Annotated in this window: 15 protein-coding genes, 1 tRNA gene and 2 pseudogenes; 11 read left to right on the top strand and 7 right to left on the bottom strand. The window is 62.1% G+C overall.

Annotated features, from left to right (window positions below; genetic code table 11):
- Nucleotides 1-22: 22 nt before the first annotated feature.
- Both glmS and HCN58_RS36115 read right to left on the bottom strand, forming a co-directional pair.
- Nucleotides 23-1,849, bottom strand: coding sequence for a glutamine--fructose-6-phosphate transaminase (isomerizing) (glmS, locus tag HCN58_RS26540; RefSeq protein ID WP_171582315.1), 1,827 nt, complete (start codon nt 1,847-1,849; stop codon nt 23-25).
- A gap of 862 nt (nt 1,850-2,711) precedes the next feature.
- Nucleotides 2,712-3,047 (bottom strand): hypothetical protein, encoded by a 336-nt coding sequence (locus HCN58_RS36115; RefSeq protein ID WP_235983908.1) that lies wholly within the window; start codon nt 3,045-3,047, stop codon nt 2,712-2,714.
- A gap of 58 nt (nt 3,048-3,105) precedes the next feature.
- Between HCN58_RS36115 and HCN58_RS36120 the strand changes: the two genes are divergently transcribed.
- The 4 genes and pseudogenes from HCN58_RS36120 (at nt 3,106) to HCN58_RS26560 (ending at nt 5,051) form a co-directional block, all read left to right on the top strand.
- Nucleotides 3,106-3,453: a hypothetical protein gene (locus tag HCN58_RS36120; protein ID WP_235983910.1), complete on the top strand. Its 348-nt coding sequence runs from the start codon at nt 3,106-3,108 to the stop codon at nt 3,451-3,453.
- Nucleotides 3,454-3,817: 364 nt separating this feature from the next.
- Entirely contained in the window at nt 3,818-4,009 is a 192-nt protein-coding gene (locus HCN58_RS26550; RefSeq protein WP_171582316.1) for a hypothetical protein, read from the top strand.
- A 147-nt stretch (nt 4,010-4,156) separates the two neighbouring features.
- Nucleotides 4,157-4,418 (top strand): annotated as a pseudogene (locus tag HCN58_RS26555) (SOS response-associated peptidase family protein); the annotation flags it as partial.
- A gap of 441 nt (nt 4,419-4,859) precedes the next feature.
- The gene (locus HCN58_RS26560; protein WP_171582317.1) at nt 4,860-5,051 is read left to right on the top strand and encodes a hypothetical protein; all 192 of its coding nucleotides are present in this window, start codon (nt 4,860-4,862) and stop codon (nt 5,049-5,051) included.
- A gap of 42 nt (nt 5,052-5,093) precedes the next feature.
- On the opposite strand, the pseudogene glmU (HCN58_RS26565) reads toward HCN58_RS26560, so the two are convergent.
- The 4 genes and pseudogenes from glmU (HCN58_RS26565) to glmU (HCN58_RS26580) form a co-directional block, all read right to left on the bottom strand.
- A pseudogene (gene glmU / locus HCN58_RS26565) lies at nt 5,094-5,236 on the bottom strand (bifunctional UDP-N-acetylglucosamine diphosphorylase/glucosamine-1-phosphate N-acetyltransferase GlmU); the annotation flags it as partial.
- Between the two features lie 235 nt (nt 5,237-5,471).
- Complete coding sequence (locus tag HCN58_RS26570) at nt 5,472-5,759, bottom strand: hypothetical protein (protein ID WP_171582318.1); 288 nt, start codon at nt 5,757-5,759, stop codon at nt 5,472-5,474.
- Nucleotides 5,760-6,061: 302 nt separating this feature from the next.
- Nucleotides 6,062-6,211 carry a hypothetical protein gene (locus HCN58_RS26575; RefSeq protein WP_171582319.1) on the bottom strand — a complete coding sequence of 50 codons (150 nt, stop codon included), beginning with the start codon at nt 6,209-6,211 and terminating at the stop codon, nt 6,062-6,064.
- A gap of 551 nt (nt 6,212-6,762) precedes the next feature.
- Nucleotides 6,763-8,121 carry a bifunctional UDP-N-acetylglucosamine diphosphorylase/glucosamine-1-phosphate N-acetyltransferase GlmU gene (gene glmU, locus HCN58_RS26580; RefSeq protein WP_171582320.1) on the bottom strand — a complete coding sequence of 453 codons (1,359 nt, stop codon included), beginning with the start codon at nt 8,119-8,121 and terminating at the stop codon, nt 6,763-6,765.
- A gap of 162 nt (nt 8,122-8,283) precedes the next feature.
- Between glmU (HCN58_RS26580) and HCN58_RS26585 the strand changes: the two genes are divergently transcribed.
- Both HCN58_RS26585 and HCN58_RS26590 read left to right on the top strand, forming a co-directional pair.
- Nucleotides 8,284-9,609, top strand: a complete 1,326-nt coding sequence (locus HCN58_RS26585) for a hypothetical protein (protein WP_171582321.1) — start codon at nt 8,284-8,286, stop codon at nt 9,607-9,609.
- A 96-nt stretch (nt 9,610-9,705) separates the two neighbouring features.
- The gene (locus tag HCN58_RS26590; protein WP_171582322.1) at nt 9,706-10,086 is read left to right on the top strand and encodes a hypothetical protein; all 381 of its coding nucleotides are present in this window, start codon (nt 9,706-9,708) and stop codon (nt 10,084-10,086) included.
- Here the strand turns inward: HCN58_RS26590 and HCN58_RS26595 are convergent.
- Complete coding sequence (locus HCN58_RS26595) at nt 10,046-11,671, bottom strand: glycoside hydrolase family 17 protein (protein ID WP_171582323.1); 1,626 nt, start codon at nt 11,669-11,671, stop codon at nt 10,046-10,048. The two genes, HCN58_RS26590 and HCN58_RS26595, sit on opposite strands and share 41 nt — an antisense overlap.
- Before the next feature lie 249 nt (nt 11,672-11,920).
- Between HCN58_RS26595 and HCN58_RS26600 the strand changes: the two genes are divergently transcribed.
- From HCN58_RS26600 to HCN58_RS37200, 5 genes are all read left to right on the top strand, one after another.
- Nucleotides 11,921-12,493, top strand: coding sequence for a beta-1-3, beta-1-6-glucan biosynthesis protein (locus tag HCN58_RS26600; RefSeq protein WP_171582324.1), 573 nt, complete (start codon nt 11,921-11,923; stop codon nt 12,491-12,493).
- A gap of 215 nt (nt 12,494-12,708) precedes the next feature.
- Nucleotides 12,709-15,387: a glycosyltransferase gene (locus HCN58_RS26605; RefSeq protein WP_171582325.1), complete on the top strand. Its 2,679-nt coding sequence runs from the start codon at nt 12,709-12,711 to the stop codon at nt 15,385-15,387.
- A gap of 244 nt (nt 15,388-15,631) precedes the next feature.
- Nucleotides 15,632-15,707, top strand: a tRNA-Lys gene (locus HCN58_RS26610).
- Between the two features lie 93 nt (nt 15,708-15,800).
- On the top strand, nt 15,801-15,953 hold the full coding sequence (locus HCN58_RS26615; protein WP_171582326.1) for a hypothetical protein: 153 nt from the start codon (nt 15,801-15,803) through the stop codon (nt 15,951-15,953).
- Between the two features lie 139 nt (nt 15,954-16,092).
- Entirely contained in the window at nt 16,093-16,509 is a 417-nt protein-coding gene (locus tag HCN58_RS37200) for a hypothetical protein (protein WP_311966872.1), read from the top strand.
- The last annotated feature ends 56 nt before the right edge of the window (nt 16,510-16,565 follow it).

The following is a 16,565-nucleotide window of genomic DNA, read 5'->3' on the forward strand; positions in this document are numbered from 1 at the left end:
GCTTGACTATCCAAGAGCTTGACTATTCGACGGTTACAGATTTCGCGAGATTTCGCGGCTGATCCACGTCGGTCCCCATCACCACGGCGGTATGATAGGCCAGGAGCTGCACCGGGATGGCATAGACCATCGGGGTAAACGCCGCCGCCATGTCAGGCAGCACGATAGTGACAAGGGATTCGATGGTGGCTTCCGCCGCCCCCTTGGCGTCGGTCATCAGAATGATGTTGCCGCCACGGGCTGCGACTTCCTGCATGTTGGAGACGGTCTTCTCGAACACCCGGTCATGCGGCGCGATCACCACGACCGGCATGTTTTCGTCGATCAGCGCGATCGGCCCGTGCTTGAGTTCGCCGGCGGCATAGCCCTCGGCGTGAATGTAAGAAATTTCCTTCAGCTTCAGCGCGCCTTCCAGCGCCAGCGGATAGCTGGTGCCGCGGCCGAGATAGAGCACGTCCTTCGATTTCGAGATGTCGCGCGCCAGTTTTTCGATCTGCGGTTCTAATGTCAGCGCCGCCGCCATGAGCCGCGGAATCTCGACGAGGCCGTGGACGAGTTTGATCTCGTCCTCATCCGACAATTCGCCGCGCGCCTTGCCGGCGGCGACCGCAAGCGAGGCCAGCACCATCAACTGGCAGGTAAACGCCTTGGTCGAGGCGACGCCGATTTCCGGACCGGCCAGCGTCTGCAGCACGGTTTCGCTTTCGCGCGCAATCGTCGATGTCGGCACGTTCACCACCGACAGGGTGTGAACGCCCTCGGCCTTGGCGTAGCGCAGCGCGGCCAGCGTATCGGCGGTCTCGCCGGACTGCGAGATGAAGATCGCGAGATCGCCCTTGCGCAACGGCGCCTCGCGGTAACGGAATTCGGAGGCGACATCGAGTTCGACCGGAATGCGCGCCAGCCGCTCGAACCAGTATTTGGCGACGTAGCCGGCATAGCTCGCGGTGCCGCAGGCCGTGATCGAAATGCGTTGGACGTCCTTGAAATCGAACGGCAGCTTGACCGGCAACATCACGCGCTCGCTCGCCATGTCGATGTAGCGTGCCAGCGTGTGGCCGACCACTTCCGGCTGTTCGTGGATTTCCTTGGCCATGAAGTGGCGATAGTTCGCCTTGTCGACCAGCGAGGTCGAGGCGCTGTGCTTTACCGCGTCGCGGTGAACGATCGCGTTGGTCTTGTCGTAGATGACAGCGCCCTTGCGCGTCAGCACCACCCAATCGCCGTCCTCGAGATAGCTGATCGTATCGGTGAACGGCCCGAGCGCGATCGCATCCGAACCCAGATACATCTCGCCGTCGCCGTGACCGATCGCCAGCGGCGGGCCGTTGCGGGCGCCGATCATCAGGTCGTCGTCACCGGCGAAAATGAAGCCGAGCGCGAACGCGCCGCGCAGCTCCAACAGTGCCGCCCTCACCGCCTCGACCGGCTTGATGCCCTGCTGGAGAAAACTATCGACGAGGTGGACAACGATCTCGGTATCAGTTTCGGTCTTGAACACCGCCCCCTTCTTCTCCAGAGCCGCGCGCAACTCGCGAAAGTTTTCGATGATGCCGTTGTGAACCACGGCGACGCGATCGGTCGCATGCGGATGCGCGTTGTTCTCGGTCGGCTTGCCGTGGGTCGCCCAGCGGGTGTGCCCGATTCCGGTGTGCCCCGTGAGCGGTTCGGCCTGCAGCCGCTTCTCGAGGTTCTTCAGCTTGCCCTCGGCGCGGCGGCGCTCGAGGTGGTCGCCTTCCAGCGTGGCGACGCCTGCGGAGTCATAGCCGCGATATTCAAGCCGTTTGAGTGAATCCACCAACTGCTCCGCGACCGGAGCGCGTCCAAGAATGCCGACAATGCCGCACATGCGGTTCAATATCCCCAAATCGACGAAGTGCGTCGCAACACGCTAGTCTCTTAACGAGAAATGAAGTCCAACAGATACTCAATAATTATTGCGGATTGAGACAGTCTTAAGCGGAAAGCTTAATGGCCGCCAACCCAGGGATTAACTTGTCACATCTGCCATGCCGGCGGGATATGAGTCCGCGATCTCGCGGCATGAACTGCCCGAGGCTTGGCCTTGGTTCCCCCCAAAGAACGAGGGAGCAGGGAATGCCGGGTGCTTGCTGCACCCGCGGTCTCGTGTGCAATAAGCGCTGAGAGATGCGCACACGAGCATACAGGTACAGCCGGAGCACTCCGGCATTCCCTGCGCAATGGCTTTACGGCTTACTTCGCGCTCTCGCCGGCGACGAATTCCTTTGTCACCGTCACCAGCGGATTGAGACTTGTCTAAAGCCCGGTCGGGCCGACGCGTCTCCGCGGGCTTGACATCAGCAACGGATGCCAGGACCACGCGACTTCGCCGTACGCAGCGCCCTTAACCGTTGCTCCAATCGACGAGATACCGGCCGAAGTTCTGGCAAAGCCCTTGAACGCCGGTCGTCTGCGCAAGGTTGGATCACTCACGGGAGAATCCGCCCTGCGACTACGATCGCACCCGACGCCGCTGCGTCCACCGCATCCAACCCCGCGTCCGTGACGATCGCGATACGCCCTCTTTGGGAGCCAGGCCGGGCTGCTCTTTCGATAAATCCGCCATGCAATTCGCATAAGGCAGAATCAAGACATTTTGCAACTAGCCGTTGCTAGCTAAAGGAATTGTCCACGGGCGTGATCGTCGAAATCGTTCTCCCGCCGGTTGTAGATCTTCAGCGTGTCGACCTTCACGTGGGGTCTGCTTCATGATCCATTACGGTGACAGTGCACTTAATTGGCTTTTCGCCCTCCACCATCGATCCTGGCGCATGGCCCGCCTCGCCCGTGTCGTCATTCCCGGCCACCCGCATCACGTGACGCAGCGCGGCAACGGCGGTGCGCGCACGTTCTTTAGCGAGGACGATTACGCGCTCTATCGCGACATGCTCGCCGCATCCTGCCGCGCCGCCGGGGTGGAAGTCTGGGCGTGGTGCCTGATGCCGAACCACGCGCAGCTGATCCTGGTGCCGTCCGACGCCGACGGGCTGCGCCGGGCGCTGGCGCCGGTGCACCGCCGGCATCATTCACGCGCGCCGCGAGCGGACCGGGCATTTCTGGCAGGGCCGTTTCGACTGCGTGGCGATGGACGAGGCGCACCTCGCCGCCGCGCTACGCTACGTGTCGCTCAATCCCGTGCGGGCGCGCCTGATCGACCGCGCGCGGGCGTGGCGCTGGTCGAGCGTGCGCGCCCATCTCGCAGCCCGGGACGACGGCCTCACGGCGCTCGCGCCAGTCCGCGAGCGCTATCCGGATTTTGCGCACTTCCTGTCCGAGCAGGCTGATGCCGGCATGATCGAACGGCTACGCCGCGCCGAGAGCATCGGCTGGCCGCTCGGCGACCGCAAATTCCTCGACGCCGCCGAGCGGAAGACACGGCGTGTTCTCAAGCCGGCCAAGCGTGGGCCGAATCCGCGTGTCGAAGAGGATTAAGCGCACTGTCACCGTAATTCGGCTTCATGCGGGCGCTGAACCGGCATCACGTTCGGGAGTTTAATCCGAAGCGGAAAGATCCGCATTGGGGCCGGCGCAAGCCAAAGAGAGACCAATGACGGTCTGGATTTACATCGACACAAGCAAGGAAGTCAGCGACGCTGATTACCTAGGTCTTTGCAACAAAGCATGCCTCTGAAGCATGGCTTCAAGAAAACGACGAAGAAGGCGTTGCGTTCGAGCATGAGGTACTGGAGTGAACAGCCTCGCAGATCTGGCGCAGACGGACCGAGGCGAAGGAAGACAGACTCTCGGCCTTTCCCCTGGGTTGCTGGCCTCCCAATTCCAACTAGCGGAGAGCGAAATGGCTGAAAAGATCGATGTTGAGGTTACCGGCAAATCGCAGTTTGAAGTCGCCTACGACATGGCGAGGTTCATTCTCATCAATATGGAAGGTCGTCGGGTGAAAGGCGTAAAGCGAGAAGAGCTCTTGCATTTGGTAGCTGACTGCACCGAGGCCTTGCGCGGCATCAAGGTCAAGCAGATTATCAGCTAAAAAAGTGAGGCTGGCACCCCGTCCAGCCTCCTCTTGTCCGCAAGGGGTTACGCGGCGGCATAGCTTCCTAAATTTGCTTCTGCAAGCAGGTCGGCGACGTCGACCACATCAAGTGTTCGCGAATGTGGATGCCACGGCGCGCCTGCACTGTGTAATCTCTATTCGATCATCACTAAGGCATCCGCGCGCTTTTCGGGGTAATCAATCGCTACGTCGGCAACCTGCCGCCGATACCAGGTGTGTTCCCGGATTATCCGGCTCCGGTGATCTGAAATGCCGGTAGTGAGCGCGAAATAGCAATCATGAGGTGGGCATGCCGCCACCGCCGCGCACGGGTGGTCCGCCTGTCACCAACATCCGCAACACGTCGTCGCCGCACTGGCGGGCCTGGTTGAAACCGGAAAACAGGTGGAATTACGGGGACAGCGCACTTAACCCGCCGCTCGCGAAAAATGCAATTGAGTGCACTGTCACCGTAATTGCGAATTTCCTGTCCGAAGAACCCGATGCCGATAAGGTCGAACGGCTCCGCGGCGCCAAGACCATCGGCCGTCCGCTCGGCGATCACAGATTCCTCGACATGCTCGAGCGGAAGACCCGCCGCGTTCTTAGGCCGGCCAAACGCGGGCCGAAGCCGCAGGCTGAGGAGGATTAAGTGCACTGTCACCGTAATCCCGTAATCCCGGAATGGCAGGGGCGATGGAGGCGCTCATCCTCGTTGCCGAGAGCAGCGGGCCGACAATGTTTGCACGGATCGGCGTCATGAAACCATTGAACCGGGGCCACGTTCAGGAGTTTAACCTATCTCGCAAGGACCCTCGCTGGGACGCCACAAGCTGGCGCGAGATCGATGAAAACGGTCTGGATTTACGTCGATACAAAGAAACAGGTCGGCGACCGTGACCATCTCAAGGTGTTTGCAAACTCGGACCTTGCCGATGAGTGGTTCTTGGTGAACGATCCGGAAGGCGCCGTCTTTGAGTACGAGGTCATAGGCGCTGCAGATGACGAAACCGGGTCGGGACGTCAACGGCATCGCTAGGACAGAGGCCGACCAACCACATGAAACGCCCGGCGTGCGGGCCGGCGCGACCAGCGAGGAGTTGGTGCCGACGAACGCACCTCGCCGATCAGCGTCTTGTGCTTGAAGAAGCCGTCGTAGTTGCAGGTGATGGTGCCGGCGGCGAGGTTGGAATTGGCGGCGACATGGGCGTCGCCGATGTAGGATCGGGCGATTGGCGCGCACGGACGCCGAGAAAGACTAACCAAGTCTTAGTGCGAACCCGGTGCAGGCTGATCGTCGTTCTGATCAAACCCCAAGGATAAAACGACCGATCTCGATCAGGACAACGGCGCCTACGATCGCAAGCGCAAGAAAAAATGTCGCCCGGCGATGGGACTTTCCTCATGGCTCGCCTCATTGCGGAACGAGCCCCAAAGTATTTTCCGTGTTACTCGCCGTTTAGTCGCAGCGGCGCTCCCTGCGCGTGATCCTGCGGCCGTCGTCCCGTTCAATCGTGGTGGTCTCCATGCGGCAGCGCTTGCCGATGGTGACACCCCCTGGGCCGACGCCAACTGTGGTGTCGGAGTCGTAGTGTCGGCGACGGTCGTAGCGATAGTCACGATCCCTATCGTAGTCGCGGTCCCGGCCGACTTGAACATCGACGCCTTGGGCCTTGACCGGAGTGACGAGCGGGGCAGTCGTAAGCAGCGCTGCGGCTGCCGCCACGGAAAGAGCGATCTTCAACATTTGGAAGTCCTCCTTGGGCTTGATATGGCGGTGCAACGGGCACGAATGCTGAGGGTTCCTCCGGGGCAATCAACGGAGCACCGAAGTAGCGCGGCGTATTGCCGCCTTTCGCCCTGAGCGGCCCGCGAAGGTGCGAGGGTTCGTTCCAACGGGACGAACGTGCCCGCCCGTACTCTTCCGGATAGACGGTACCGAAATCCGCGTCAGAATGGCCGCATTGCAGCGGCGGCATTTAAGTTCACCTAGTATTTGCGTTTTCGCCCGGCAGCCCGAAATGGCTGCCGGGCGTTTGATGACTGGCCCTACTCCTTAGGATGCTCCAGGGCCGCTTCCAGTTCTGTGACGATGTCATGCAGGAGGCCAATTGCGAGCGGGTCGGTAACCTCGCGCTCCATCACGCGGAAGCGCATCACCCGCTCTTGAAGCTCACGATGTTCCCTGTCGTCGTCCATAACGCGCTCCGCACTTGAGCATGACGCCGAATGAGGCCGATGGTTGCAGGAACTTGAATAAACATTCATCAAGGTTAAAGCGTTCGCTCCGGCTTCAACCGAGGCGGTCTAACCGGCGGCCGCAATTCAGCCGACGCCACCCGGGTTGCAGGTCAAATACCGAACGAGTGCCTGATCTGCCTCAGCATCGACATGGAGGCGTCGGTATACCGACCATGGGTGAGATACTGGTCTAGCTGCGACGCACCAAGCAGCATCACGGCTGCCATTACAAAGCCTCTGAACATAGTGGGCCTCTCCAAAGGAAAGAGACCGCCAACCGGGCTGGTCGGGTTAACCTTTCGAATTCGCTGTCGCCGATCGCGACCTATCTGCAATGGCGGAATGCTGGCACCAATTGGTAGCCAAATTGCTAAATTGTGCTGCGATGGCGTTGCAGAGGCGCTTTCGCGAGTCTCCGCAATATGCCGGACTATTCACGGCATTTTCGACCGAAAACCTTGTTGCCGATCGAGACAAGTCTGAAGCGGAAAGCTTAACAAGCGCTCCGCTTAACCCTCTTTCGGCTTTTTCGCCCGCAGCTTCATTTCGCGGTAGCGCTTGGCCCCGCCCTCGCGGTTGCTCTGCGGGCTGCGCTCCACCGCCATTGCATCGTCGGGCACGTCCTTCGTGATGACGGAGCCCGAACCGATATAGGCGCCCTTGCCGATTTTCACCGGCGCGACCAGCGAGGAGTTGGTGCCGACGAACGCGCCCTCGCCGATCAGCGTCTTGTGCTTGAAGAAGCCGTCGTAGTTGCAGGTGACGGTGCCGGCGCCGAGGTTGGAATTGGCGCCGACATGGGTATCGCCGATGTAGGAGAGATGGTTGACCTTGACGCCGGCCTCTAGGGTCGACGCTTTGGTCTCGACGAAATTGCCGATCTTGGCGCCTTCGCCGAGCGAGGTGCCGGGCCGCATTCGCGCAAACGGACCGACCAGAGCCTTCTTGCCGACCGAGGAGTGCACGATGTGCGTGAATGAATGGATCACCGCGCCGTCGTCGATGGTAACGCCGGGGCCGATCACCACGAAAGGCTCGATGGTCACGTCCTTGCCGAATTTGGTATCGGCGGCGAGATAGACGGTGTCGGGGGCAATCAGTGTCACGCCGGCATCAAGTGCGGCCTTGCGCAAACGCGTCTGCATCACTGCTTCCGCCTCGGCAAGTTGCGCCTTGTCGTTGATCCCGCGCACTTCATCCTCGCTGGTTTCGATCACGACGGCCTCCAATCCCATTTCCCTGACGATGGTGACGGCATCGACCAGATAATACTCGCCCTTGCTGTTGGCGTTACCGATCCGGTCGAGAATTTTAAGAGCCTGGCCGCCGTCGAATGCCATCACGCCGGCATTGCACAGCGTGACCTTGCGCTCTTCATCCGTCGCGTCGGCGTGTTCGCGGATCGCGATCAGACGATCGCCCTGAAGCAGCAACCGGCCGTAACCGGTCGGGTCGGCAGCGCGGAAGCCGAGCACGGCCAGCGCCGCGCCTTTCGCCAGCGGCGCGCGTAACCGCGTAAAGGTCTCGGCCGAAATCAGCGGCGTATCGCCGAACGCGACCAGCAGATCGTCGGCGCCGCGCGCGATCGCCTCGCGGGCGGCCAGCACGGCGTGTGCCGTGCCGAGTCGCTCGGCCTGAACAAAGCTGGCAGCATCGGCGCGGACGCGCCTGACCTCGTCGGCGACCGCCTTGTGGTCCGGCCCGATCACGACCGCAAGCGAGGCGCCCGCGCCGTGCGGGGCCGCATCCAGCACATGCGCCAGCAGCGATTGGCCGGCGACCTGGTGCAGCACCTTCGGCAGCGAGGATCGCATGCGCGTGCCCTCACCGGCCGCAAGCACGACTGTCAGGCTGGATCGAGCGGTCATTCTGGTCCTCAGGCGAACAAGGTTTGCCGGCCGTCTTTAATTGTTTTCCCCCGGAGATCAAACCGATTCGCCGCCCGCAAACCTCCGGATTCAAGTCGGCGGGACTTTTCCTGTTAATGTTTGCCCTGTGATTCGGCAGGCCTTGAGGAGGGCCAAAGGCGTTTGGCCAGGAAACCCGACCATCTCGCAGACTTCGAGGCGGATGACAGCGGCGGCGTGCTGAGCAACCTGTTGGCCGACGAAGATGAACTCGACCGCCGCGCGCTGTGGCGGATCGGATGCTGGGGCGTGGGCGCGACCGCCGCGGTGATTCTGGCCGTGATGGCCAACCAGTCGTCGCTTGGATTGAAGCGCGAGCAGGTTGCTGCCGCTGATCTCACCCGGCAGGCGCAGCAAATTCAGCTGATAGCCAAGGAAACCCAGAACGAGGCACGGCGGCTCGCCGCCGCGATCGATACGCTCAACGGCGACCGCGATCGGCTGTATTCCCGTGTCACCAGCCTGGAACAGGGGCTCGATTCCGTCACCGGCGCCATCGCTCGCCAGGGTTCCGTGCAGGGTTCGCCGCCTGTTGCCAATGCCGAACCGCAGACCGCCCAAAAACCGCCATCGCCAAGCATCGCGCAGGTAGCTACCGCGGCGGCCGCAGCGCCCGTGGCTGACAAGCCCGTTACCTCCACCGCCGAGCCTGCCCCGGCGACGGTCTCGCCTGCGGAGAAGGACACGGCAAAGACCGACGCCGCCAAAGCCGATAGCGCCAAGCCGGAAACGGCCAAAGCCGACACAATAAAAACCGACACGGTAAAGGCCGACAGCGCCAAGCCGGAGCCGGCAAAGCCTTCGCCCGCCACCCCACCGATGGCCGCACAGTCGACGATGGTTCCGTCCGATCCCGTCGCCGGCAAATTGATCGAGCCGGGCAAAGCGCCGACCCCGGTGATCGCGAGCCCGATTCCCGACGTGATCGCGGCGGCGCCGACCGATGCGGAGGCGGACGAAGCCACTGCGCCGAAAGTCTCCCTGCAGCGAACCGAGTTCGGGGTCGATCTCGGCAGCGCCAATTCGGTCAACGGTCTGCGCGCGTTGTGGCGCGGGCTTTTGAAATCGAGATCGAACGCCCCCCTGACGGCACTGCGCCCGATCATCGTCATCAAGGAAGGCACCAACGGCCTCGGCATGCAGCTTCGCCTGGTCGCCGGTCCGCTGAACGACGCCGGCGTCGCCGCGAAAATCTGCGCCGTCCTGGCTGAAAACAGCCGTCCTTGCGAGACCACGATCTTCGATGGCCAGCGGCTGTCGGTGAAATCCGACGATGCGCCGTCCACCGCCGCCAAGCCGACGCCGCGCCGGCGCAGCATCGCCAAGCGGGCGGCGGCGACGGTCGTTGAGGAGGTGCCGAAGAAGCCGGAACCGCCGGCGGCGACAACGCAGACGACGACAACACAGACGACATTGTCGTCCTTCTTCGGCAAGAAAAGCTCGCAATAGGCTTTTGACTACAGGACGTTACGACAATATTCTGACTTGCATTCTCGCTGCCTGCGAACGCTTGTCCCGGCCAGCAATCCCGACCATATTGCGCCGATGAAAAAGTCCCCGTTCCGGCTTACGCCCTATCAAGTTCAATTCCTGTTGGTGGTCGGTTTCGTCACCGTCGGCTACGCGCTCTATCTGCGCTATCTCGCGATCGAGCTCTCGACCGTTGCGCTGGCCTGCGACGCCGGCCTGCAAACGATGCTGTGCAAATCGCGGACGCTCGTCACCTACCTGTTCAAGAATTCGGTATTCGGCATCACCGCGCTTGTGATCGCGACGCTTCACGTGATGCGGCCGTCGATCGTGCTGCTGACCGGCGGGCTTATCGCGGCGGGGTTCGGGATCGTGCTCTACAATATCGCGCTGTCGGGAATTGCGATCGGTCTGCTCATTTTGGGATTTGCTCGGCCCGCGCCCGCCACAGCGTAATCGCCAGCAAGAGATAGATCGCGCACGTCCACATCGCCTGCCAGTTCTGATTGCCTTCGTTGAATCCGGTGAAGAGCGCGGCAGCAATCAGCAAGCCGGCAAAAGCGGATTCGGCAATCGGGCGAACGCCGTCTTTCGGCCGGTTGAGCAGCATCAGCGCCGCGAACGGCACCACGGCCATGGTCAGCGAAGCGAACGGAAAATCGCGATAGCGCGGATCGAACGCAAAGCCGAGCGCGGTTTCCGCCGCGATCAGCGTGGTGACGACAACCACAAGACCCAATAGCGCCGACAGCACCGACTTGGTCCGGCCCTCGCGCGGACCGAGCAGTTCGAGGAAGGTCGGCAGCGGCCGTCCCGACATCGCAGCATTCGCGCACAGCAGCGGTGACGCGATGGCGGCTGCCAATAGCGCCCCCCATTGCAGCCAGCCGCCTGCCCCGTAGCTCTCAAAATACATCTTGTCGGCGGCGACCCCGAGCAGCATGCCGGCGGTTGTTGCCGACGTCCCGACCGCGACCCACGAAGCCAGCCGCGGCTTCCACGGCCGCCGCCGCAGCGTCAGCCAGGCCGTCAGGAACACGAAGGCGCTGAGCGCCATTCCGCATGCCATCTGCAGCTTCCAGAACGGATAATTGCTGATCGGCTCTCCGGGCGGATATTTCACCGCCCGCTGCGCGTCATTGATCATGCCCCAATAGCCGCCGACGGTGCCTTCGAGCTGACGCTTCCATGGCTGGTCATAGGCCTCGATCAGGTTGACGCGAAACTTTTCGCGCTTGGCGAGATCGAGGATTTCGGACACCACCCGCGCCTGGTTGGTGCGCGACGGCAGTGCGCCTTCGCGCATCCGCCCCTCACTCGGCCAGCCGGTCTCGCCGATCAGGATTTCCTTGTTCGGAAATGCCACCGCCATCCGCCGGCGGATATCGTCGACATGGCCGGCGGCGTGCTTCGCGCGCACCGGCATGTCTTCCCAGTACGGCAGGATGTGAATCGTGACGAAGTCGACCGCATCGTAAATTTCGCGATTGCGCAACCAGAATTCCCAGACATCGGCATAGGTCACCGGCACGGTGACCCGCGACTTGACCGAGCGGATGTGGGCCGCGAGATCCGATGTCGTCATCTCGCCGCGCAGCAGCACTTCATTGCCGACCACCAGCGCGGTAATCGTGCCTGGATGTTCTTTGGTCAGCTCGATCGCAACCGAAATCTGGGCAAGGTTCTTGATCCGATTGCTCGAGAGCCAGATTCCCTGGATCACCTTCAAGCCGACCTTGGCGGCCTGTGCCGCAACCTGGTCGAGCCCATTGTCGATCGAATAGGTCCGCACGCAGTCGGTGATCTTGGCGAGTTGCGCCAGGTCCTGCGCGATCTGTTCAGGGGGGATCTGCGTGGTCGGGATCAGCGGATTCTGCACGCCGCGGAACGGCGCATAGGAGACGCATTGCAGCTTGGCAGTGGGGTCGATCGGCGCGCGCGGAAGCGTAATCGGCGTGGCGAGCCACCACCAAAGCGCCGCGATCATACCAAGCGATGAAAGGAGAAGCGCCAGCGGCGTACGAAGAGAAATCGGTTCCATCCTCCGGGCGGGGACCGTCGATTACCCGTTCGTCGGCGTTCTGCCAAGATGCACGATGGCCCTATTCCACCGTCGTCCCCGCGACAGTTTTACCAGTGCCCGTGATAAAGTTGTGACTTTGCTGGACAAAATCTGAAATACCCGTCATGTGAATCGCCTGGTTGTCCGCCGCATTGGAGACCTATTTGGGCGGCAACAAGCCAGAACACCACACCAGCCGCTCGCGGCAGGAAATTGATCGGGGAATGTATGCGTCGACGGGTGCTTGATCCAAGAGTTGCGGTTTTGAGGCGCTTCGCCGCGGCGGGCCTGGCCCTCCTGATCGGATCGGCCGGGGCGTTTGCCCAGAGCGGCAGCCCGACCCCGCAGGATCAGCAAGGCAAGCCGCCGGCCAATGCCGCCGACGCCAACAAGGACAACCAGCGCAAGGCCGACGAATTCGTCGAGGCGGCTCAGGCCATTAACGGCCCGGCCGGAAATCCCGAGTGCGTCTGGCTCGGCCGTCGGGTGGTTCGCCTGATGTGGCGCGACGACCTCGATACGGCGTTCCGGCACCTCGATCTCTATGACCGGTTCGGCTGCCCCGGCGGGCATGTCCAGGCCACCTTCCGCTGCCTGACCCGGTTTGGCGGACAGATCGACCCCAAAGTGGCGGAAACCCTCGACAGCCGCATCCACGTCTGCTGGATCAATCCGGGCGCCCAGCCCCAGGCTGCCGCGGCAGCCAGCCCGCCGCCTGCGACCGCCGGCAACGCGACGCCTGCGCCGGCCGCTTCGCCCTCGCCGGCCCCCAGCGCCGCGCCTGCCCCGCCGGCGAAGTAGACGTCCGGTATTCAAGATACGTTCACCGGAACGATCCTAATGATCCGGCGTTTGGATTGGTCGCGCCCTTAAAACGCCGTCCTTAAAAAAGTCATGGCGTCATACCAGTTGTGAATTCGCAGGGCAGGACTATCCTTATGACGCCGCCGTGTCGGTCGAACCTTGGGGACAGGTTCGCTTTCCATAAATCGCAGCCCCGTATGGTTTAGCCGCCGATGCGCGCCGTCGTTGCCGTTCTGCTGTTTGTGACCGCAGCTCACGCCGGGCTGTGGAGCCTGTTCCAGGAAAAACAAACGGCGCCCGATTTCAGGGGCATTTTGCCGAGCGTCTCCTATGCGCCGTTCGAAGGGACGGCTCATCCTGACGTCGACAATATTCCGCAGATCGAAAAGATCCGCGCCGACCTCAAGAAGCTGTCGACGATCACGCGCGCGATTCGTCTCTACTCCTCGACCGGTGGCGTCGAACTGGTGCCCCCGATCGCCGCCGAGTTCGGGCTGAAGGTCACCGTCGGCGCCTGGATCGACAAGAATTCCGATCGCAACAAGCGCGAAATCGAGGCGGCGATCAACCTCGCCAAGCGCAACAGCAACGTCAACGGAATCGTCGTCGGCAACGAAACCATTTTCCGCGGCGAGCAGAAGATCAACGACCTGATCGAGCTGATCAAGCAAGTCAAGAAATCCGTCAACGTCCCCGTGACGACCGGCGAGATCTGGAACATCTGGCGCGACAATCCGGAACTGGCGTCCTCGGTCGATTTCATCGCCGCGCACGTGCTGCCCTATTGGGAGAACTTCACCGACAAGCAGGCCGTCGATCAGGCGGTGGCCATGTTCCAATTGCTGCGCGAACAGTTTCCCGGCAAGCGGATCGTGATTGCCGAGTTCGGCTGGCCGAGCGCCGGATACAATTTGAGGAACGCCGAGCCCGGCCCGTTCGAACAGGCCTCGGTGCTGCGCAATTTCGTCACCCGCGCCGAAGCCATCGGCATCGACTACAACATCGTCGAGGCGATCGATCAGCCCTGGAAATTCTTCGAAGGCGGCGTCGGCCCCTATTGGGGCATCCTCGATGCCAATCGCGAACCGAAATTCGCCTGGACCGGCCCGATCGTGAACGAGAATTACTGGAAGCTCGCTGCGATCGCGCTGCTGGTCGGCATCCTGATGTCGCTGCCGATCCTGCGGCTCGAGCAGCCGACAATCTTGCAGGCGCTGGTGCTGTCAGCGGCAGCGAACGGCATCGGCGCTTGGGGTTCCACCGTGTTCGCCTACTGGGCCGGCCACTATTTCGTGTTTGGCTCGGCGTTTGCGCTGACGCTCGGCCTGATCCTCCTGGTGCCGCTGGTCCTGATCGCTATGGCGCGCATCGACGAAATCGCGGCGGTTGCGTTCGGCCGCGGTCCACGCCGGCTGATTGCCAAGAGCGCGGCATTGGCCCCTGCCACCATCGGCGAGAACGTCGCCTTCCCGAAGGTTTCAATTCACATCCCCGCTTACCACGAGCCGGTCGAGATGCTGAAGCAGACGCTCGATGCGGTGTCGCGGCTCGACTACCCGAATTTCGAATGCGTCTGCATCATCAACAACACGCCCGACCCGGAATTCTGGCGGCCGATCCAGGATCACTGCCGCGCGCTCGGCGAACGCTTCAAGTTCATCAATGCCGAGAAGGTGCAGGGCTTCAAGGCCGGCGCGCTTCGCATCGCCATGGACCGCACCGCGGCGGATGCCGAGATCATCGGCATCATCGACGCCGACTACGTGGTGCATCCGGACTGGCTGAAGGATCTTGTGCCTGTTTTCGCCGACCCGCGCGTCGGCCTGGTGCAGGCGCCGCAGGAGCATCGCGACGGCGACCGCTCGCTGATGCACTACATCATGAATGGCGAATATGCCGGGTTCTTCGACATCGGCATGGTCCAGCGCAACGAGTTCAACTCGATCATCGTGCACGGCACGATGTGCCTGATCCGCCGCTCGGCGATGGATATGGCCGGCGGCTGGTCCGGCGACACCATCTGCGAGGATACCGATCTCGGCCTGACCATCCAGGAGCAAGGCTGGCTGACGCACTACACCAACGTCCGTTATGGCGAGGGCCTCCTGCCCGACACCTATGAGGCGTTCAAGAAGCAGCGCCACCGCTGGGCCTATGGCGGCTTCCAGATCGTCAAGAAGCATTGGCGTCGTTTCCTGCCCGGCGCGAGCCGGCTGACGCCGGACCAGCGCCGCGAATTCTCGCTGGGCTGGCTGAACTGGCTCGGGGCCGAAAGCCTGGGCGTGGTGGTGGCGATCCTCAACCTGATCTGGGTGCCGATCGTCGCGTTTGCCGACATCGCCATTCCCGACAAGATCCTGACGCTACCGATCATCGCCTCCTTCGTCGTTTCGCTGGTGCATTTCGTGGCGCTGTATCGCCTGCGCGTGCATGTCAAAGCCGGCCAGATGCTTGGCGCCATGATCGCGGCAATGAGCGTGCAATGGACGGTGTCGCGCGCCGTGGCCCAAGGCCTGATTACCGAGCATCTCGCCTTCGCCCGCACTTCCAAAGGTGGCCTGTCGCGCATGTCGATCGAATTCCAGGCGTTCTGGGAGGCCGTGATCGGGGTGCTGCTGCTGGTCGGCGCCACCGTGCTGGTCGTGACGAACGGCTACAAGCAGGTCCGCGAGATCTACATCTTCGCGGGCGTGCTGGTGCTGCAAAGCCTGCCGTTCCTCGCGGCGGTTACGATCGCACTGCTGGAAAACTCCCGCATCAACTCCTTCGCCTTCTGGCGTAACAGCGCGGTGCGGACGGCGGAACTGATTGGGCTGCGCCCGGTCACCCTGCCGACGGTCAACACCCAGTCCCAGCCGGTCGCCTCCGAGATTCGCCGGGAGGTCAACTAACGTAGCGTTTTCGAGCGAAGTGGATCCCGGTTCGCGCCAGGAAAACGCGTCAAATAGGAGGCGATCACGGTTCTGATTTCAATCAGAACCGCGACTCGCCCGTGGATCGATTGGCGCTGGCGGGTTGAAGAATCCGAACTAACCTTTAGCTCTCTAAAGAGAATTGGGAATCAAACGAACCACGAATTTGCCGCGGGGTTGCTATTGACCCGCAGGGGCCCGCCCCCTACACAGCGCGGCGAGTGAGCGCGTAGCTCAGGCGGTAGAGCACGTGACTTTTAATCATGGGGTCGAGGGTTCGAGTCCCTCCGCGCTCACCAATGGTATCAATAAGTTATGGGAAACTTCGGGTCATCGCCCTGGCCTGATTTTTTAGCGAGTACACCCCGCGCACACAGTGCACGGGGTTTATCATGGATACCTATCCAATCGGCCTCATCGTTCTGATTGCCGCACTGGTCGCGCTGCTCATTGTCGCTAGGCTGAAGCGTGCGGGCAGAAGAAAGACCTATCAGCGTGAGTGTCACGGCACGTCGCTGGCCTTCCTGCTCCCGCCAATGCGGTAGGGCCTGTTGAGGAAGTAATCGCGGTTGCCCCGCGCCTTCTCGGCGTACTGATCGATCGCGACTGCGATCGCCTGGACGTGCTGATAGCAGTAGCCCTCGCGCGTGGCCCGCTGGCGCAGTTCGGCGAGCGCCCTGATCCATGGCGAGCTATCGCCTTTCTCGTCGTACCACTGCTCCGGCATTACCAACTCCGGCCGCCGAGCCGCGCCCTTTCGTCGGACCGCCCTGCTCTTTCCTGCTTCCAAAGGGCCGGCGGCTCCTCACCCTGGAGGATGCAGCCAGCTACACCATAAAGCTGCCGCAGGCAGAGGACGCGGCGCGGGAATGGCAGGCCGCCATGGAGGCACTAATCCTCGTTGCGGAGAACGGCGGCCCGACCATGTTGGCCCGGATCGGCGTCATGCGGGCGTTGAACCGTCACGTCGAGCAGGTCTTTGATCCCGAACGCAAGAGTCATCATTGGGGCAAGCGCAAGCTGAAGAGACCAATGACAGTTTTTGTCCACGTCAACACCCACAAGCAATCGACGAGCACATCAACGTCTTCGCGAATGTAGACGCCGCGGAAACTGGTTCGAGGAGAACGACCCCGAAGGCGTCGCGTTTGAATATG

Origin of the sequence: Bradyrhizobium australiense (genome assembly GCF_013114825.1) — a bacterium.
Lineage (GTDB): Bacteria > Pseudomonadota > Alphaproteobacteria > Rhizobiales > Xanthobacteraceae > Bradyrhizobium > Bradyrhizobium australiense.